Consider the following 17,175-nt stretch of genomic DNA (forward strand, 5'->3'; position numbering starts at 1 on the left):
AGTTTATGAATGTCGTATGACAACTGATACAAATCCCCCGGGCCGCACTAGACTGGTGCCAGACAACGAACCGTCCGGTGTAACGGGCAGGAGGTCGATGATGAAACAGTGGACGAAAATGATGACTGGCCTCGGGCTGCTCATGGCCCTGCCCTGGGCCCAGGGCGAAGAAGCCCCGGCGTGTATCGAAGTGACCGTCGGTGGCTACAAGACCCCCGACTACAACTGCCTGAGCCGGCAGATGGGCAACGACCCGCAGGCTGCAGCCGCTGCGCAACAGGCTCAGGACGCCATCAATGTGCCGGTCAACGAACGCGCGCCGAACAGCATCGGCCTGGCCACCCCGGCGGCCACTGGCGTGCGCATGGGCAATACGTTTGGCACTTCGGTCAAGCCTCAGAGGCCGCCGGTTCCGGCCGGCAACTCGCCGCTGCCCAATGGAAATAAATAGAGACAAGCGCCAGACCTGCCCTGTGGGAGCAAAGCTTGCTCGCGATCCAGGCAACACGGTCCGCCAGATTCACCTCATCATCGTTCATCGCGGGCAAGCCTTGCTCCCACAGTTGGTTCTCGCGATCAGGCACTGGGACTCTGGCGGAAACTCACCGCCAGCCGGTTCCAACTGTTGATGGTGCTGATCGCCAGGGTCAGGTCCACCAGTTCCTCCTCGCTGAAGCAGGCCCTGGCCTGGGCATAGACGTCGTCCGGCACCTGGCTCTCAGCCAACAGCGTCACCGCCTCGGTCCAGGCCAGGGCGGCGCGTTCGCGGGCAGTGAAAAAACCGCTGTCGCGCCACACCGCCACCGCGTAGAGCCGGCGCTCGCTCTCGCCCTGGCGTCGTGCCTCCACCGAATGCATGTCGGTGCAGAAGGCGCAGCGGTTGAGTTGTGAAGCGCGGATCTTGATCAGGTGCAGCAGCGCCGGTTCGATACTCAGGCGGCTGGCCAGGGCTTCCAGGCCGATCATGGCTCGCATCGCCCCGGGGGATGCAGTGTAGTAATCCAGACGCGGGCTCATGGCGGGCTCCGTGGTATTCAAGACCTTCACGGTAGGCCCGGGGGTCGGTCAATGACAGGTCCAATTCGTCGAAAAACCCGGAGGCAAGTCCAATGGGCGCGATTTTCCCCACGCAACTTCTATGCAGTCGCACAATGCGGGTAATCTTGCGCCTTTGACGCTGGCGACCAAACAATCGCCCAGGAGCTTGCGGGTATGGAACTTCATGTTGTCATCAACGGCCGCAAGGACCTGTCGGGCCAGTTGTATCAACAATTGCGCAGCGCCATCGAAAGCGGTCGCCTGGCGGCCGGCACGCAACTGCCGCCCAGCCGCCTGCTGGCCGAGCAACTGGGCGTCTCGCGCAAGACCGTCTCCGACACCTACGCCCAACTGACCTACGAAAACCTGCTCACCGGCATCATCGGCAAAGGCACCTACGTCAACGCACGGCCGGTCAGAATCGTGCGCAAACAGAGCCACCGCGAGCTGGCCGGTGCCGACGTCGTCGAAGCCTGGCGCACCATGCCGGACCTGATGCGCCACCCCACACTCGAAGGTGCGTTGCGCTACGACTTCATCGGCGGTGCCACCGGCAAGGGCCAGTTTCCGCTGGACGACTGGCGGCGCTGCACGGCCCACGCGCTGCGCCAGATTGCCAGTGCCAAGGGCTTCTACAGCCAGCCCGAAGGGCTGCCGTCGTTGCGCAATGCCATTGCCCGGCACATCGCGTTTTCCCGCGGGGTCAATTGCCAGGATGAAGACGTGGTGGTGTGCAACGGCGCGCAGCAGGCCCTGGACCTGATCTCGCGAGTGTTGACCCGTCCTGGCAGCCTGGTGGCCATGGAAGATCCGGGCTATCCGCCGGCGCGCCTGCTGTTCGGCTCCCAGGGCGCCACGGTGGCCGGGGTACCGGTGGACGAGCAAGGCATGCGGGTCGACCTGATCCCCGACGGCACGCGGTTGATTTATGTGACGCCCTCCCACCAGTTTCCCTTGGGCATGCCCATGAGCCAGGCCCGCCGCGAGGCCCTGCTGGCGCGGGCCTATGAGCTGGGGGCGATCATCATCGAAGACGACTACGACAGCGAATTCCGCTACGAAGGCCGGCCCGCCGATTCGTTGCAGAGCCTGGATGAACGCGGGATCGTGGCGTACGTCGGCACCTTCTCCAAGACCTTGTTGCCGGAACTGCGGCTAGGCTATGCGATCCTGCCGCCAGCGATTCTTGAAGCGGTGATCCTGGCCAAGCGCCTCACCGACCAGCACACCTCCACCCTGCCCCAGTGGGCACTGGCGAAGTTCATCGCCGAGGGGTGCCTGCTCAAGCACATCCGCCGCTGCCACACCCTGTATGCCGGCCGCCGCGAGCGAATCCTGGCACGCATGGGCGGGGACTTGTCACCCTGGTTCGAGGCCGTGCCCACCACCGCGGGCTTTCATATGGCGGTGCTGTGCAAGGTCCCGATGGACCTGGCGCTGGTGATCGAGTTGGCGAAAAAAGCCGAAGTCGGGCTCTACAGCCTGGATGGCTTTTTCAACGATACCCCGGTGCGGCCGGGCCTGTTCTTTGGTTTCGGCGCGATCGAAACCCTGGACATCGACATCGCCCTGGACCGCTTGCGCGACATTCTGCAGCAAGTGGCCTGAGGGATTGGACTGGGCATTTATCCGCCCATTGGCTGTTTGAGCCTTGCCCCGCCGGGCCTATCCTGCACGGGTGTCATTGATAGTGAGCAACCCCCTGCGACTTTATTCAGGAGCCTGAACAATGTCTCGCCAAGTGATCAATACCGTACAGGTGCAAGCCGCCGCCGGTCGCTCGGAAGAACTGGGCCGGCAATTGCAGCAAATCGTCGAGACCCTGCGTGCCCAGCCGGGCTGCGACGCCTACCTGGTCGACCGCTGCCCGGACAATGGCGACCGCTGGAACGTCAGCGCCCGCTGGCAGTCGGAAGCGGCCATGCAAGCCCACTTCAACTGCCCCGAAGTGCAAGGCTTCATCAGCCTGATCGACAACCGCCTGGCCCGAAGCGTCGACTTCAACAGCTGACACCCCACGCCTGTAGGAGCTGCCGAGTGCAACGAGGCTGCGATCTTGCCCAACCCAATTGAATCTCAAGCCAAAGATCAAGAGCCAAAGATCGCAGCCTTCGGCAGCACCTACAGGGGTACCGTTCACATGGGGTGGATCGCGGTATTGGTCTACCCACCTTCCGAAAGATTGGACGTTTGCTTACTCCACCGTGGGGCTTAGGGTGAATCCATCGCCGCGACAGCGCGAAATCACTCTAAACCACACAGGTCATACCTTCATGAAAACACTCTGTCTGATCGCCGCCCTCGGCCTGCTGCCCATGACCCAGACCTACGCCCACGAAGCCGCGCCTTCGGAGAAGGTCACGGTGCTGCAGGAGCAATTGCTGAAAAACGTTCCAGGTAAAAAAACCATGATGCTGACCGTCAACTATGCCCCCGGCCAAGCGTCCATTGCCCATAAGCATGAGGGCACGGCCATGGCCTACGTGCTCGAAGGCGCCATCACGTCCCAGGTCAAGGGTGAGCCGGCGAAGACCTACAAGGCTGGAGAGTTCTGGTATGAAGCGGCGGGTTCCGAGCATCTGGTCTCGAAAAACGCCAGCACGAGCCAACCGGCGAAATTGCTGGTGTTCATGGTGATGGGTGAAGATGAGGCGGTGTTGATACCGCTGAAGAACTAACAGCCAAGACGCAGTCCCCCTGGGGTCCACAGGGGATCTTGTACAACTCCCCAAAAAAAAGCCCCGCATCTCTCAATGCGGGGCTTTTTCATTCAACGCCGGATCAGTTGGCCGTGACGACCGCCTGACCGCTCAACGCCAGGTCCAGCAGTTCGCGGTTGGCGACCGCGTACATGGCGTAGTCGGTGCCGCTGGCGGCACGGATGTCCACCAGCATGGCGCGCCAGCGCTCGACCATTTCACGGTGCTGTTCCAGCCACAGCGCCAGGCGGGTTTCCACGTCCTGGGTCGCATCGCCGTCCTGCAGGACCGAGATGGTGATCGCCCGTTGCTGCCAGTCGATGTCATCGCGGAACGCTTCACGGGCCAGTGCCTGCCAGTTGTTTTCCACCGGCAGTGCGCTGATCTGTTGCAGGTACCAGGTGATGTCCAGGGCACTGCCCACGGCGAAGTAAGCCTTGGCCACATCGGCAGCGTTCTGACCGGTGACGTCGGACGCCTCGATGATCGGCAACAAGGTGTACAGGTGCGTGGTGCCGGCGACCATGCGCGCCAGCAGCTCCGGCACACCGGCGGCCACGTAGGCCTGGTAGCGGGTCTGCCAGCCTTCGCGGGTCGGACCTTCCAGCAGTTCGTCGAGCTTGAGGCCCAACGCGGCCAGGTGCGGACCGAAGTGCGCGACGTCACGGGCAGCGTTCTGCTCGTTGCGGCGGCTGCGCAGGAACCAGCGCGTGGCGCGACGCCCCAGGCGCATCAGCTCGTCCATCAGCTCCAGTTGCACGTCGGCCGACACCTGGTGGTCCAGAGCTTCGATCTGACGGAACCAGTGCGGGAGGTGGAAGATATCCCGAACTATTACATACGCACCCGCAACATTCGCCGGGCTCATGCCCGTCGACTCTTTCAACCTTTGGACAAAAGTGATGCCCATGTGGTTGACCAGGTCGTTGGCGATCTGGGTGCTGACGATCTCGCGCTTGAGGCGATGGCGACGCATGGCCTCGGAGAACTTGCTGACCAGGGTCGGCGGGAACGCGGTCTCCATGTCACGGGTCAGGTAATCGTCGTCCGGTACCAGGGAGTTGAGCAGCGCTTCCTTGAGGTCGATCTTGCTGTAGGAGATCAACACCGACAGTTCGGCACGGGTCAGGCCATGGCCTGCCGACACGCGTTCGGCCAGTTGCTCTTCAGTCGGCAGGAACTCGATGGCGCGGTCCAGCTTGCCACGGGCTTCCAGGTCGTTCATCAGGCGCTTGTATTCGGCGATCCGCACGAAGGCGCGGCGTGCCGCCAGGGACAGGGCCTGGGTCTGCTTGTAGTTGTTGCCCAACACCAGGCCACCGACTTCGTCGGTCATGCTCGCCAGCAACTGGTTGCGTTGCTTGTCGGTCATGTCGCCGGCCTGCACCACTTCGTTGAGCAGGATCTTGATGTTCACTTCGTGGTCGGAGCAGTCCACGCCGCCAGCGTTGTCGATGAAGTCGGTGTTGGAACCGCCGCCATTGAGGCCGAACTCGACGCGACCCAGCTGGGTCATGCCCAGGTTGCCGCCCTCGCCCACGACCTTGCAGCGCAGTTCGTTGCCGTTCACGCGCAGTGCATCGTTGGCCTTGTCGCCGACATCGGCGTGGCTTTCAGTGCTGGCCTTGACGTAGGTACCGATACCGCCGTTCCACAACAGGTCCACCGGCGCCTTGAGCAGAGCGTTGAGCAGCTCGGTCGGGGTCAGTTTGTCGGCCTTGATGTCGAAGCGTTCTTTCATCTGCGGCGAGATGGCGATGCTCTTGGCGCTGCGCGAGAAGATACCGCCGCCTTCGGACATGATGCTGGTGTCGTAGTCGGTCCAGGCCGAACGCGGCAGGTCGAACAGACGCTGGCGCTCGGCAAAGCTGCTGGCCGGCTCCGGGTTCGGATCGATGAAGATGTGCAGGTGGTTGAAGGCCGCGACCAGCTTCAGCTTGTCGGACATCAACAAGCCGTTGCCGAATACGTCGCCGGCCATGTCGCCGACACCTACCACGGTGATGCTGTCTTCCTGGACATTGATGCCGCGCTCGCGGAAGTGGCGCTGCACGCCGACCCACGCGCCCTTGGCGGTGATGCCCATTTTCTTGTGGTCGTAGCCAGCCGAACCGCCGGAGGCGAACGCATCGCCCAGCCAGAAGCCGTAGTCGATGGCGATACCGTTGGCGATGTCGGAGAAGGTCGCAGTGCCCTTGTCCGCCGCCACGACCAGGTACGGGTCATCGTCGTCATGACGCACGACGTTGGCCGGCGGTACCAGCGCGCCGTCCTTGAGGTTGTCGGTGATGTCCAACAGGCCCGAGATGAAGATGCGGTAGCAGGCGATGCCCTCGGCCGCGATCTCGTCCCGGCTGCCGCCCAACGGCAGGCGACGTGGCAGGAAACCACCCTTGGCGCCCACCGGCACGATCACCGAGTTCTTCACTTGCTGGGCTTTTACCAGGCCGAGCACTTCGGTGCGGTAGTCTTCTTCACGGTCGGACCAGCGCAGGCCGCCACGGGCTACGTTGCCAAAGCGCAGATGCACGCCTTCGACCCGTGGCGAGTAGACGAATATCTCGAACTTGGGCACCGGTTTCGGCAGTTCCGGGATCAGGTGCGGGTTGAACTTGAAGCTGAAGTACGACTTGCTATGGCCGTTGGCGTCGGTCTGGTAGAAGTTGGTCCGCAGGGTCGCCTTGATCAGGTCCAGGTAGCGACGCAGGATGCGGTCTTCGTTGAGCACCTGGACGTCGTCCAGGGCCGAGAGGATCGCTTGCTCCAGGCGCAGCTGCTTGTCTTCCAGGTCATCGCCACTGAGTTTGCGCGCCAGGTAGAAGCGGGTCTTGAACAACCGGGTCAACTCGCGAGCGATGTCGGTGTGGTTGTTCAGGGTGCTGGCGATGTAACCCAGGTCGAAGCCCAGGCGGATCTGCTTCAGGTAACGGGCGTAGGCGCGCAGCAGCGCCACGTCGCGCCATGGCAGGCCGGCGGTCAGCACCAGGCGGTTGAACGCATCGTTCTCGGCATCGCCACGCACGATGTGGACGAAGGCGTCCTGCAAGGTGTCGTTGAGTTGCTGGATGTCCAGGTCCAGGCCTTCGGCGGCGGTGAACGCGAAATCATGAATCCAGAACTCGCGGCCATTGGTGTGGCGCAGGCGATAAGGGAATTCGCCCAGCACACGCAAGCCGAGGTTTTCCAGGATCGGCAGCACGTCGGACAGCGCCAGTGGCGTGTCGGCGTGATAGAGCTTGCAGTGCAGCTCACGCTGGCCGGAGACCTGGCCCAGCGGCTGGTAGAAGCTCATGACCAGTGGATTTTTTTCGCTCAGGCTCAGCAGGTGCTGCATGTCGACCACGGCCGAGTGCGCGGCAAAGCGCTCGCGATAGCCGGCCGGGAAACCTTTCGGGAAATCCGACAGCACGTTGGTGCCTTGGGCTTCGCCGAAGCTCTCGACGACGAGGCTGGCGTAGTCGTCCTTCCAGCTGCGGCAGGCCTGCACGACTTCTTTTTCCAGCAGCAACGGGTCGATGTCGATGCGGTTCTTCGGGTCCACCCGCAGGATCAGTTGTACACGGGCCAGCACGGATTCGGAGAAGAAGGTCCAGAACTCGCAGTCCGAGGCCTTCAGGCGATCCATCAGCACTTGCTGGATCTTCTGGCGCACTTCGGTGGAGTAGATGTCACGTGGCACGTAGGCCAGGCAATAGCAGAAACGGCCATACGGGTCTTTGCGCAGGAACACGCGGATCTTGTTGCGTTCCTGGATCTGCACGATGGACATGACGGTGCTGAACAGCTCGTCCACCGGGGTCTGGAACAGGTCGTCACGGGGCAGCACTTCGACCACCTGGGCCAGTTCCTTGCCCAGGTGCGCCTTGGCCTGGAAGCCCGAGCGACGCTCGATTTCCGCGACCTTGCGGCGGATGTACGGGATGACCCGCACGCTCTCGCCATACACCGAAGAGGTGTACAGGCCCATGAAGCGGCATTCCTTGATGACCTTGCCGTCGGCGTCGATTTCACGGATCGACACGTAGTCCGGGTAGGCCGGACGGTGTACGCGGCTTGGGTGCGCGGCCTTGGCGAACGACAGCAGCGTCGGTTCGCGCAGGTAATTGACGGCGTAGTCTTCGATGCGCAGGTCTTCGGCGGTCAGGCCGGCGCGCAGCAATTTGGTCAGGCCCAGGAACGAATCAGGGTTGTATTCGATGTGACCGCCATCGGCCTCATCGCGAACCACGAATTCTTCGTAGCCCAGGAAGGTGAAGTGGTTACCCACCAGCCATTCCAGGAAACTCTTGATCTCGCTCTTTTCATCAGCGTCGATGGCGTAGGCGCTGCTGTCCAGGCTGTCGAGGATTTCCTGGACCTTGGCTTTCATCGGTTCGAAATCGGCCACGGCCACGCGCACTTCGTCCAGCACTTGCTCGAGTTCCTTGCTCAGGACGTTGAGTTCGGCGGCGTTGGCGCAGCGGTCGATCTCCAGGTACATCAACGACTCTTGCAGGATGTCGTCGCCCTGGGTGCCTTTTGGCAGGATTTCCAGCAACTCGCCCTTGCTGCCGCGACGCACGCTCAGCACGGTGGTTTGCAGGGTATGGATGCTGTAGCCGCGACGGTTCAGCTCGGTGCGGACCGAGTCCACCAGGAATGGCAGGTCGTGGTGCAACACTTCCACGGCCGTGTGGGTCGACTGCCAGCCGTGGCGTTCGTAATCGGGGTTGTAGACGCGCACCTGCGGTTGCGTGTGATCGAAGCGCTCAAGCAGGCGCCAGGCAGACAGGGTGCAGCCGGCAAGGTCGGACAACCGGCGCTGGGTAAGTTCATCGAGGGAAATGATGCCGAAGAATTGTTCAGCGAACAGCGCCACTTGTGGCAGTGCCTGTTCACTGATGTGCTGCGCCAGTGCCGCCTGCAGTTGGTGCTGGAAGTCGGCTTTGCTGGCTGCGGTGAAGAACGCCATCTGTGGTACTCCGCTTGGGCTTGTTATTGATTGAAGCGTCGCGTGCAACCCCTGCGGGGCTGTCGGCCATCCCGTTCCTGATTCTCGGGCAGAGGAAACAGGACGACAGGTGGGTGAAGCTGGACAGGACCGGCAGGTCACATCCTTTTCCATGTAATTTCACGTCATGGACACCTGCAAAAACCACCCTGGGGTGGACTTTGCAGGAGCACATCCGTTGCGCAGCTTAACGAGTGCGACAATGTGCCTGCTTGCAGCGCTGCGACATATTCGGTCATCGGCAAGCTAAACCGGCCCGAGTTCATCGAACAACCCTAGCAGCCCAGGGGCGAAACGGCACCCAGAGGTAGTAATCCTGCAGAAAATCGTTCGGGCTGGCAGAATCCACTTTTTTGCACCCAGCGGGTGCATCGAGCCAGGAACCATCACCATGCAAATGACCACCGCCCTGCTGATCGCCACCCCATGTGACGACGAAGAAGACAACCTGGCCATGATCTGCTGCCACAGCGCCCAGGGCGAGATGTTCCTGATGACCCGCTACCCCGACGAAGACGAACTGGAAATCACCCTCGATGGCGAGCCTTCGACGCTGGAGGGCGTGAAGGTCACCCTCAGCCCTACCCTGCTGAAAATCGAAATCGCCGCAGCGGATGCCGATGCGTTGAACGGCGACGACACGCTGGAGATCATCCACGGCACCGATGCGGCGGACCTGGCGGAAGTGGAACTGACGTTGAAGAACATCCTCAAGGGGACAGGGACCTACACAAGCCAACTGTAAAATCCGAAGACAAACACGTTCCCGCTCGACTGAGCTGCCGAGCGGAAGCGAACCACCGTCGGTCGTGCCTCTGACACGTTGCCCTTGACGCCCCATTGGATTCTAGTGTTTCCTGAAACCGGTTTCAGAACCGCTAATAAATCCAATAAGCAGGTTTCAATCCGTGAATTCCTTCTCCGCCGCCCAGCGCAGCCGCGTGACCATGCTTGACGTCGCCGAACGCGCCGGGGTCTCCAAGGCCAGTGTCTCGCGTTTCATTGGCGAAGACCGCGCCCTGCTCTCCGAGGCCATTGCCCGGCGTATCGAGCAAGCTATCAGCGAGCTGGGCTACCGGCCAAACCAGATGGCCCGCGGCCTCAAGCGCGGGCGCACACGCCTGATCGGCATGCTGGTGGCCGATATCCGCAACCCTTATTCGATTGCCGTGATGCATGGCGTGGAAACCGCCTGTCGTCGTCATGGCTACAGCCTGGTGGTGTGCAACACCGATCGTGATGACGAGCAGGAGCGCCAGCACCTGGCGCTGTTGCGCGCCTACAACATCGAAGGGTTGATCGTGAACACCCTGGGTCATCACCGTGACGAACTGTTCGAACTGCGCAGCGAAATGCCCCTGGTGCTGGTGGATCGCAAGGTCGACCAGCTCGACAGCGACCTGGTCGGGCTGGACAACCCAAAGGCCGTCGAGATGGCCCTCGATCACCTCGAACAACGGGGCTACCGCGATCTGTTGCTGGTGACCGAACCGTTCGACGGCACCAGTTCACGAATCGAACGGGTCGAGAGTTTCAAGGCCGGCATCACGCGACGCCCTGCCCTGACCGGTGCCGTGGTGGAAACCTGCGACCGATTGAGCGAGCGCATCAAGGCCTTCCTGGCCCAACCAGGCCCCGGCCCCAAGGCGCTGTTCTGTGCCAACGGCATTGCCGCGTTGGCCGCCACCACGGTGTTGCGCGAACTGGGTTGTCACTTGTTCGACGACGTGGGCCTGATCGCCCTCGACGACCTCGATTGGTACCCCTTGGTGGGCAGCGGCATCACGGCCCTGGCCCAACCGACGGCGCAGATCGGCGCCAGTGCGTTCGAGTGTCTGCTCAAGCGTTTACGCGGGGACAACGGTCCGGTGCGGACGCTGGATTTTGCGGCGCGGTTGATTGAGCGTGGGTCGACGCTTGGGGTTTCTCGGTGATCGCGCGGGCCCTATCGCGAGCAAGCTCGCCTCCACAGGGATTTCCAGCGCGACACAGATCCAGCATGGGAGCGAGCTTGCTCGCGATGAGGCCCTGAAGCACACCACTTTTTTTTTGCACAAAACTGAAACCGGTTTCAGAGGTATAAAAACAATGCACAACCCACCCGTATCCATCAGCCTTTCCAGCTACGGCGCCGACCTGGTGCGGCAACAAGGCCAAGGCAGTTTCATCGATCTGCTGGCTGCAGCTGGCGCCTCACGCATCGAATGGCGCGAAGAATTGCTCACCACGGAGCAGCCCGCCGAGCTGGCCGCTCGCGCCCGCGCCCAGGGGCTGCAAAGTGTTTTCTCGTCGCCACTGGAACTATGGCTCGCCGGGCAGCCCAGGCCCAACCCCGCCCTGGCGCTGGCGCTGCAACGGTCCGAGGCGTTCGGCTCGGCATGGCTGAAAGTCTCCCTCGGGCATTTCACCGACTCAAATGACCTGTCGGCACTGGCGGATACGCTCGGCGCAAGCCCGGTGCAGCTACTGGTGGAAAACGACCAGACCTTGCAAGGCGGACGGATCGAACCGATGCAACGCTTCTTCAACGCAGCACAAGCGCACGCATTGCCCGTCGGCATGACCTTCGATATCGGCAACTGGCAATGGCAGGACCAATCGGCCGCCGTGGCCGCCCGACGGCTCGGACGGTATGTGGCTTATGTGCATTGCAAGGCCGTGGCCCAGCGCGCCGACGGCAAACTGGTCGCCGTGCCTCCGGCCATGGCAGACCTGCACCTGTGGGAGCAACTGCTCAAGCACATGCCCATTGGGGTAATGCGCGCCGCCGAATACCCGCTGCAAGGCGAAGACTTGCTGCAATTGACCGCTGGACATGTCGCCACGCTGGCCCGTCTCGGACAGTCGCGCCGGGAGCCAGCCCATGCCTGAGTTCGATGTGTTGTCGTTCGGCGAAACCATGGCGATGCTGGTGGCTGACCAGCGCGGTGACCTGGCCAGCGTCGACCAGTTCCACAAGCGCATCGCCGGGGCCGACAGCAACGTGGCCATCGGTCTGTCGCGGCTGGGCTTCAAGGTGGCGTGGCTGAGCCGGGTCGGCGCCGACTCCCTGGGACGCTTCGTGGTGCAGACGCTGGAAAACGAAGGCCTGGATTGTCGCCACGTGGCGGTCGATCCAAAGCATCCCACCGGATTTCAGTTCAAGTCCCGTACCGGCGATGGCAGCGACCCGCAAGTCGAGTACTTCCGTCGTAGCTCGGCGGCCAGTCATCTGTCGATCGATTGCATCGCGCCATTGCTGCTTGAAGCCCGTCACTTGCACGCCACCGGCATCGTCCCGGCGTTGTCGGTCACGGCTCGCGAGATGTCCTTTGAATTAATGACCCGCATGCGGGAGGCCGGCCGCAGCCTGTCGTTCGACCCTAACCTGAGGCCGAGCCTGTGGGCCAGCGAGTCGACGATGATCACCGAGATCAATCGACTCGCCGCCCTCGCCCACTGGGTCTTGCCGGGGCTCGGCGAAGGTCGCTTGTTGACCGGTTTCGACGACCCGGCCGACATCGCCGCGTTCTATCTGGACCAAGGCGCCGAAATCGTCGTGATCAAGCTCGGCGCGGACGGCGCCTATTACCGCACGCACCTGGACCAGGGTGTTATCGCCGGCGTGCCGGTTGCCCGGGTGGTGGACACCGTGGGTGCCGGCGATGGCTTCGCCGTCGGCCTGATCAGTGCGTTGCTCGAAGGCCGCGCCATCACCGAGGCCGTGCTGCGCGCCAACTGGATTGGCAGCCGCGCGGTACAGAGCCGTGGGGATATGGAGGGATTGCCGATGCGCCTTGAGTTATTGACTGAATTTGAAACCGCCTATCGCGAGCAAGCTCGCTCCCACGGGGGTTAACTCGATCCCATGTGGGAGCGAGCTTGCTCGCGATAGAGCCACCGAAAAACACACCTGCTGCAACAAAAACAACAAGCTCAGGAGTCAACGACATGCAAACGCTCAACCTATCCACCCGCCGCTGGTGGTACATCATGCCCATCGTGTTCATCACCTACAGCCTGGCCTACCTGGATCGGGCCAACTATGGATTTGCCGCTGCCTCGGGCATGGCCAAGGACCTGATGATCACCCCGGGCCTGTCCTCATTGCTCGGTGCGCTGTTTTTCCTCGGCTACTTTTTCTTCCAGGTACCGGGGGCGATCTACGCGCAAAAGCACAGCGTGAAGAAGCTGATCTTCGTCAGCCTGATCCTCTGGGGCTCGCTGGCCACCCTGACGGGCGTGGTCTCCAATGCCTACTGGCTGATCGTGATCCGCTTCATGCTCGGGGTGGTCGAGGCCGCCGTGATGCCGGCGATGCTGGTGTACCTGTGCCACTGGTTCACCCGGGCCGAACGCTCGCGCGCCAATACCTTCCTGATCCTCGGCAACCCGGTGACCATGCTCTGGATGTCGGTGGTATCGGGATACCTGGTGCAGCAGTTCGACTGGCGCTGGATGTTCATCATCGAAGGCCTGCCGGCGGTGCTCTGGGCCTTTATCTGGTGGCGCCTGGCCGATGATCGCCCAGCCCAGGCCAAGTGGCTCAGCGACCAGGAGAAACAGGACCTGGAAAGCGCCTTGGCGGCCGAACAGGTCGGCATCAAGGCGGTAAAGAACTATGCCGAGGCCTTCCGTTCCCCCAAGGTGATCATCCTGGCGCTGCAATTTTTCTGCTGGAGCATCGGGGTCTACGGGTTTGTGTTGTGGTTGCCGTCGATCCTCAAGGCCGGCCTGCAGATGAACATGGTCGAGGCCGGGTGGCTGTCGTCCTTGCCTTACCTGGCGGCGGTGATCGGCATGCTGGTGGTGTCCTGGGCGTCGGACAAGGCGCAGAAGCGCAAGCGTTTTGTCTGGCCGCCCCTGCTGATCGCCTCCGTCGCGTTCTACGCCTCCTACCTGCTGGGGGCCGAGCATTTCTGGTGGTCCTATGGCTTGCTGGTGGTCGCCGGCGCTTGCATGTACGCGCCGTACGGTCCGTTCTTTGCCATCGTTCCGGAAATCCTCCCGGCCAATGTCGCCGGCGGCGCCATGGCGTTGATCAACAGCATGGGCGCGCTGGGTTCGTTCGGTGGCTCATACCTGGTGGGCTACCTCAACGGCACCACCGGCTCCCCCGGCATGTCCTTCCTGCTGATGAGCGGCGCGTTGCTGCTGTCGGTGGTACTGACCCTCGCCCTCAAGCCCGGCGCCAGCGACCGGGAAGCCTCCCATACCGCGACGCCACACCCGGCGCCCGCCCGTTCCTGAATCGAGACCCGTCCCATGAAAAAGCATGTGGTGTTGTACAAAGCGTTGTCACCCCAATTGATGGCCCGCCTGCAAGCCCAGACCCACGTCACGCTCATCGAGCGCCTCGATGCCCAGGGCCTGGCGCAACTGCGCGACGCCCTCCCCGCCGCCCACGGCCTGCTGGGCGCCAGCCTCAAGCTGGATGCGACGCTGTTGGACCTGGCGCCGAACCTGCAAGCCATCGCCAGCGTCTCGGTGGGAGTCGACAACTACGACATCGATTACCTGACCGAACGCCGGATCCTGCTCAGCAACACCCCGGACGTGCTGACCGAAACCACCGCCGACACTGGGTTCGCCCTGATCCTGGCGACCGCCCGACGCGTGGTGGAACTGGCCAACCTGGTTCGCGCAGGCGGGTGGCAACAGAGCATCGGCCCCCAATATTTCGGCACCGATGTCCATGGCAAGACCCTGGGCATCATCGGCATGGGCCGCATCGGCGAAGCCTTGGCCCAACGCGGGCACTTCGGCTTCGGCATGCCGGTGCTCTACCACAGCCATTCGCCCAAGCCTGCGGTGGAGCAGCGTTTCGGCGCGCGCTATTGCAGCCTCGATACACTGTTGCAGCAGGCGGATTTCATCTGCCTGACCTTGCCCTTGACCGCTGAGACTCAAGGGCTGATCGGTGCACAAGCGTTCGCGCAGATGCGTCCCGAGAGCATCTTTATCAATATCTCCCGGGGAAAAGTGGTGGATGAAGCGGCACTGATCGACGCCCTGCGCAACCAGCAGATCCGTGGCGCGGGGCTGGATGTGTTCGAGCGCGAGCCCTTGAGTGCGGATTCGCCGTTGCTGCAGATGGACAACGTGGTGGCGACACCGCACATGGGCTCGGCCACCCACGAGACCCGGGAGGCGATGGCGCGTTGTGCGGTGGACAACCTGTTGGCGGCGTTGGCGGGGGAGCGGCCAGCGAATCTGGTGAATGCGGGGGCATGGATCGGCTGACCTATTGCCGCCTTCGAATATGCCATCGCTAGCGGGGTCGCGATGGCATCTGTACTCATTTAGATGTGCACGTAACACAACCTTTCCGGGTACACCCGCCTTAGAACACCGCTGCCAGATTATCCTTTTGATCCTCGCTTAAAATAATATAAACATCCCAAACAGAGAGAACAGTATAGAGAAACCACACTTTCAACAAAGCAGCTACATTCCTACACCCCCCTCCTACTCAACGGCAAGAGCGAACCTACGTCAGCCTCGGAAGTCGCGCAATAGCCCTCACCTCACCCCAATGTTATTAATTAATCACTTGCGAACACACGCAAGTTGGGCGCTCGCGTCGCTCATTCCAGGACTTGAGCGATTCAACATCATTAGAAACGGTCGCTTGGTGGTGCCACAGTACGTGTTACGCGGTTGAATTATCGAATACAAAGCAACCAGGATCGAGTACATGCATAGCATCCGGGCAATGATAAAAAACGCCTATAAAAAACACACCAAACTTCTAGCAATGACGATAGTCACAATCATCGCACTCAAGCTCATCACACTTGCCCCTCCACTGTTACTCGGAACCATCATCGACACTCTGCAAGGTAACAGAAACCCAGCACCCGGCACCCTGCTCGCACTGACGACAGGCCTGATTGTCGCGGGGTGGATTCATGCCATCATCACTCCTCTGCAGCTCCATGCACTGTCAAAGCTGGTACAGAGCATTATCATGAACGCTTCCATTGAGTGGATCACCGAACTCATAGGCAAAGAGTTTTCGTTATTCAACTCTTGGAGAATCGGCCATTTCATCAAATCGGTCGAGCGCGGAATTACTGCGCACGAACAACTACTCACTTTCATTGTGACCATTGCGCTTCCCGTACTCTTGGAATTCATAGTTGTTGGAGCTGCCTTTATTTACATAGGTGGCGGTAAAATTTTTTTGAGCATGACAGCGTTCGGAACTATCTATCTGGCGGCCACCCATCAAATTATCAAATGGCGGAGAAAGCACATCGATGCAGTCAATGAACAGGAAGATGAGTTAAGTGCCCACCTCTACAACACCCTCAACGCTGGGAAAATCATAAAACTGGAAACTGCCATACCTACCGCCCTGCGCCCGTTGAACGCGGCGTTCGGACGTTATGCCAACGCAGCGGTGACTACGGCATCATCTGGCGGTCTGCTGAGCACCGCCAAGATACTGTTCGTAAGCCTTTCCACTGGGGGATTGCTCTACTGGGGCGTCGCGGATCAACTTTCGGCTCATCCCAGTATCAGTGTCGGGCAGCTGGTTGCCATTTTTTCAATCGCGGGGAGTTATCTGCTCAGTATTTCAACCTTGACCGAAGGGTATCGTGTTCTTGATCAGTTCCTTGCAGACCAGCGTCAATTTCAGGGTCTGCTATCACTTCCAGATTTCGATCGCAGCAATCGGCTGGCCTGGGTTGATTTCCAGCGGTCCTCAGTTCTGGAACTCGGCCCCTGCGAAGTGACAGGAACGGGACCGCTTCGCCTGTCGATCAAGCGCTCCCTGGCATTTGCTCAAGGGCAATCAGTGGCCGTCACGGGCCCTAGCGGCGCAGGTAAAACCACTTTTCTGGAAGTCCTCGCCGGGCTTGATGCATCAAAGCGAGACCAACTGAGTATCGACTCGGTACCGGTCTCACTTTTGTCCGGTCAGGCTCACTTGGACGCCTTGAGATATTGCCCCCAACAACCGCGGTTTCTGGAAGGCTCTTTTGAACAATCGGTTCTGTTCGGAGGCAGCGCATCGCCGATTTTGTCTAGAGCCATACGGCAATTGGAACTGGATGAGATCGTGACAACACGGCAGGTCCGCGAAAATGCATCGAATATCTCCGGAGGCGAAGCCAAACGCCTATCACTGCTGCGCCTGATCAACAAGCCTGGAAAATTCAATATGTTCGACGAGCCAAGCGCATCCATCGAACCTAGGCTGACCACGCCTCTTTGGGACCTGTTATTCGACGTATTTGCCGGGCAGGGGTTGATATGTGTCACCCATGACGTGGACCACCTGCATCGGTTTGACCGGGTCATTGTGATGCATGACGGGGCAATCGTGGAGGATGGTCCGTGGCGGGATCTGATCGACAGGCCAGCAATCAGGCTGCTGGTGGATGAGATTCGGATGCAAAAGTAGCGCAAATATGAGGTGCCGGATCTACTACGGTAATCGCGAGCAAGCTCGCTCCCACA

General features: G+C 61.1%; 13 protein-coding genes. 11 read left to right on the forward strand and 2 right to left on the reverse strand.

Features of this window, described 5'->3' with window-relative positions; genetic code table 11:
• Positions 1-97 precede the first annotated feature (97 nt).
• Positions 98-451, forward strand: a complete 354-nt coding sequence (locus GFU70_RS15790) for a hypothetical protein (RefSeq protein WP_153388391.1) — start codon at positions 98-100, stop codon at positions 449-451.
• 125 nt (positions 452-576) lie between these two features.
• Here GFU70_RS15790 and GFU70_RS15795 read toward each other — a convergent pair whose 3' ends face one another.
• Positions 577-1,017, reverse strand: coding sequence for a carboxymuconolactone decarboxylase family protein (locus GFU70_RS15795; RefSeq protein ID WP_058542691.1), 441 nt, complete (start codon positions 1,015-1,017; stop codon positions 577-579).
• 195 nt (positions 1,018-1,212) lie between these two features.
• Between GFU70_RS15795 and GFU70_RS15800 the strand changes: the two genes are divergently transcribed.
• From GFU70_RS15800 to GFU70_RS15810, 3 genes are all read left to right on the forward strand, one after another.
• Entirely contained in the window at positions 1,213-2,646 is a 1,434-nt protein-coding gene (locus tag GFU70_RS15800; RefSeq protein ID WP_064106916.1) for a PLP-dependent aminotransferase family protein, read from the forward strand.
• 121 nt (positions 2,647-2,767) lie between these two features.
• On the forward strand, positions 2,768-3,049 hold the full coding sequence (locus GFU70_RS15805; protein ID WP_116642047.1) for an antibiotic biosynthesis monooxygenase family protein: 282 nt from the start codon (positions 2,768-2,770) through the stop codon (positions 3,047-3,049).
• A 262-nt stretch (positions 3,050-3,311) separates the two neighbouring features.
• On the forward strand, positions 3,312-3,716 hold the full coding sequence (locus GFU70_RS15810) for a cupin domain-containing protein (protein ID WP_058543655.1): 405 nt from the start codon (positions 3,312-3,314) through the stop codon (positions 3,714-3,716).
• A 103-nt stretch (positions 3,717-3,819) separates the two neighbouring features.
• Here the strand turns inward: GFU70_RS15810 and GFU70_RS15815 are convergent, their stop codons facing one another.
• Positions 3,820-8,688 carry an NAD-glutamate dehydrogenase gene (locus GFU70_RS15815; RefSeq protein ID WP_058543654.1) on the reverse strand — a complete coding sequence of 1,623 codons (4,869 nt, stop codon included), beginning with the start codon at positions 8,686-8,688 and terminating at the stop codon, positions 3,820-3,822.
• A gap of 430 nt (positions 8,689-9,118) precedes the next feature.
• On the opposite strand from GFU70_RS15815, the gene GFU70_RS15820 reads away from it, so the two are divergent.
• The 7 genes from GFU70_RS15820 (at position 9,119) to GFU70_RS15850 (ending at position 17,119) form a co-directional block, all read left to right on the forward strand.
• The gene (locus tag GFU70_RS15820; protein WP_058543653.1) at positions 9,119-9,472 is read left to right on the forward strand and encodes a hypothetical protein; all 354 of its coding nucleotides are present in this window, start codon (positions 9,119-9,121) and stop codon (positions 9,470-9,472) included.
• A gap of 163 nt (positions 9,473-9,635) precedes the next feature.
• Positions 9,636-10,661: a LacI family DNA-binding transcriptional regulator gene (locus GFU70_RS15825; protein WP_153388392.1), complete on the forward strand. Its 1,026-nt coding sequence runs from the start codon at positions 9,636-9,638 to the stop codon at positions 10,659-10,661.
• A 154-nt stretch (positions 10,662-10,815) separates the two neighbouring features.
• On the forward strand, positions 10,816-11,598 hold the full coding sequence (locus GFU70_RS15830; RefSeq protein ID WP_153388393.1) for a sugar phosphate isomerase/epimerase family protein: 783 nt from the start codon (positions 10,816-10,818) through the stop codon (positions 11,596-11,598).
• On the forward strand, positions 11,591-12,565 hold the full coding sequence (locus GFU70_RS15835; RefSeq protein WP_153388394.1) for a sugar kinase: 975 nt from the start codon (positions 11,591-11,593) through the stop codon (positions 12,563-12,565). Before GFU70_RS15830 ends, GFU70_RS15835 begins: the two co-directional genes overlap by 8 nt.
• Before the next feature lie 92 nt (positions 12,566-12,657).
• The gene (locus GFU70_RS15840) at positions 12,658-13,956 is read left to right on the forward strand and encodes an MFS transporter (RefSeq protein ID WP_116642042.1); all 1,299 of its coding nucleotides are present in this window, start codon (positions 12,658-12,660) and stop codon (positions 13,954-13,956) included.
• 15 nt (positions 13,957-13,971) lie between these two features.
• On the forward strand, positions 13,972-14,949 hold the full coding sequence (locus GFU70_RS15845) for a 2-hydroxyacid dehydrogenase (RefSeq protein ID WP_153388395.1): 978 nt from the start codon (positions 13,972-13,974) through the stop codon (positions 14,947-14,949).
• A gap of 454 nt (positions 14,950-15,403) precedes the next feature.
• Positions 15,404-17,119 (forward strand): ATP-binding cassette domain-containing protein, encoded by a 1,716-nt coding sequence (locus tag GFU70_RS15850; protein WP_153388396.1) that lies wholly within the window; start codon positions 15,404-15,406, stop codon positions 17,117-17,119.
• The last annotated feature ends 56 nt before the right edge of the window (positions 17,120-17,175 follow it).

Origin of the sequence: Pseudomonas brassicacearum, assembly GCF_009601685.2 — a bacterium.
Lineage (GTDB): Bacteria > Pseudomonadota > Gammaproteobacteria > Pseudomonadales > Pseudomonadaceae > Aquipseudomonas > Aquipseudomonas kilonensis_B.

Excerpts from the sequence above, each read along its gene's own strand:
- GFU70_RS15835 (WP_153388394.1), top strand. The coding sequence starts at position 11,591 with ATGCCTGAGTTCGATGTGTTGTCGTTCGGCGAAACCATGGCGATGCTG.
- GFU70_RS15810 (WP_058543655.1), top strand. The coding sequence starts at position 3,312 with ATGAAAACACTCTGTCTGATCGCCGCCCTCGGCCTGCTGCCCATGACC.
- GFU70_RS15840 (WP_116642042.1), top strand. The coding sequence starts at position 12,658 with ATGCAAACGCTCAACCTATCCACCCGCCGCTGGTGGTACATCATGCCC.
- GFU70_RS15790 (WP_153388391.1), top strand. The coding sequence starts at position 98 with ATGATGAAACAGTGGACGAAAATGATGACTGGCCTCGGGCTGCTCATG.
- GFU70_RS15795 (WP_058542691.1), bottom strand. The coding sequence starts at position 1,017 with ATGAGCCCGCGTCTGGATTACTACACTGCATCCCCCGGGGCGATGCGA.
- GFU70_RS15850 (WP_153388396.1), top strand. The coding sequence starts at position 15,404 with ATGCATAGCATCCGGGCAATGATAAAAAACGCCTATAAAAAACACACC.
- GFU70_RS15805 (WP_116642047.1), top strand. The coding sequence starts at position 2,768 with ATGTCTCGCCAAGTGATCAATACCGTACAGGTGCAAGCCGCCGCCGGT.
- GFU70_RS15820 (WP_058543653.1), top strand. The coding sequence starts at position 9,119 with ATGCAAATGACCACCGCCCTGCTGATCGCCACCCCATGTGACGACGAA.
- GFU70_RS15815 (WP_058543654.1), bottom strand. The coding sequence starts at position 8,688 with ATGGCGTTCTTCACCGCAGCCAGCAAAGCCGACTTCCAGCACCAACTG.
- GFU70_RS15830 (WP_153388393.1), top strand. The coding sequence starts at position 10,816 with ATGCACAACCCACCCGTATCCATCAGCCTTTCCAGCTACGGCGCCGAC.
- GFU70_RS15845 (WP_153388395.1), top strand. The coding sequence starts at position 13,972 with ATGAAAAAGCATGTGGTGTTGTACAAAGCGTTGTCACCCCAATTGATG.
- GFU70_RS15800 (WP_064106916.1), top strand. The coding sequence starts at position 1,213 with ATGGAACTTCATGTTGTCATCAACGGCCGCAAGGACCTGTCGGGCCAG.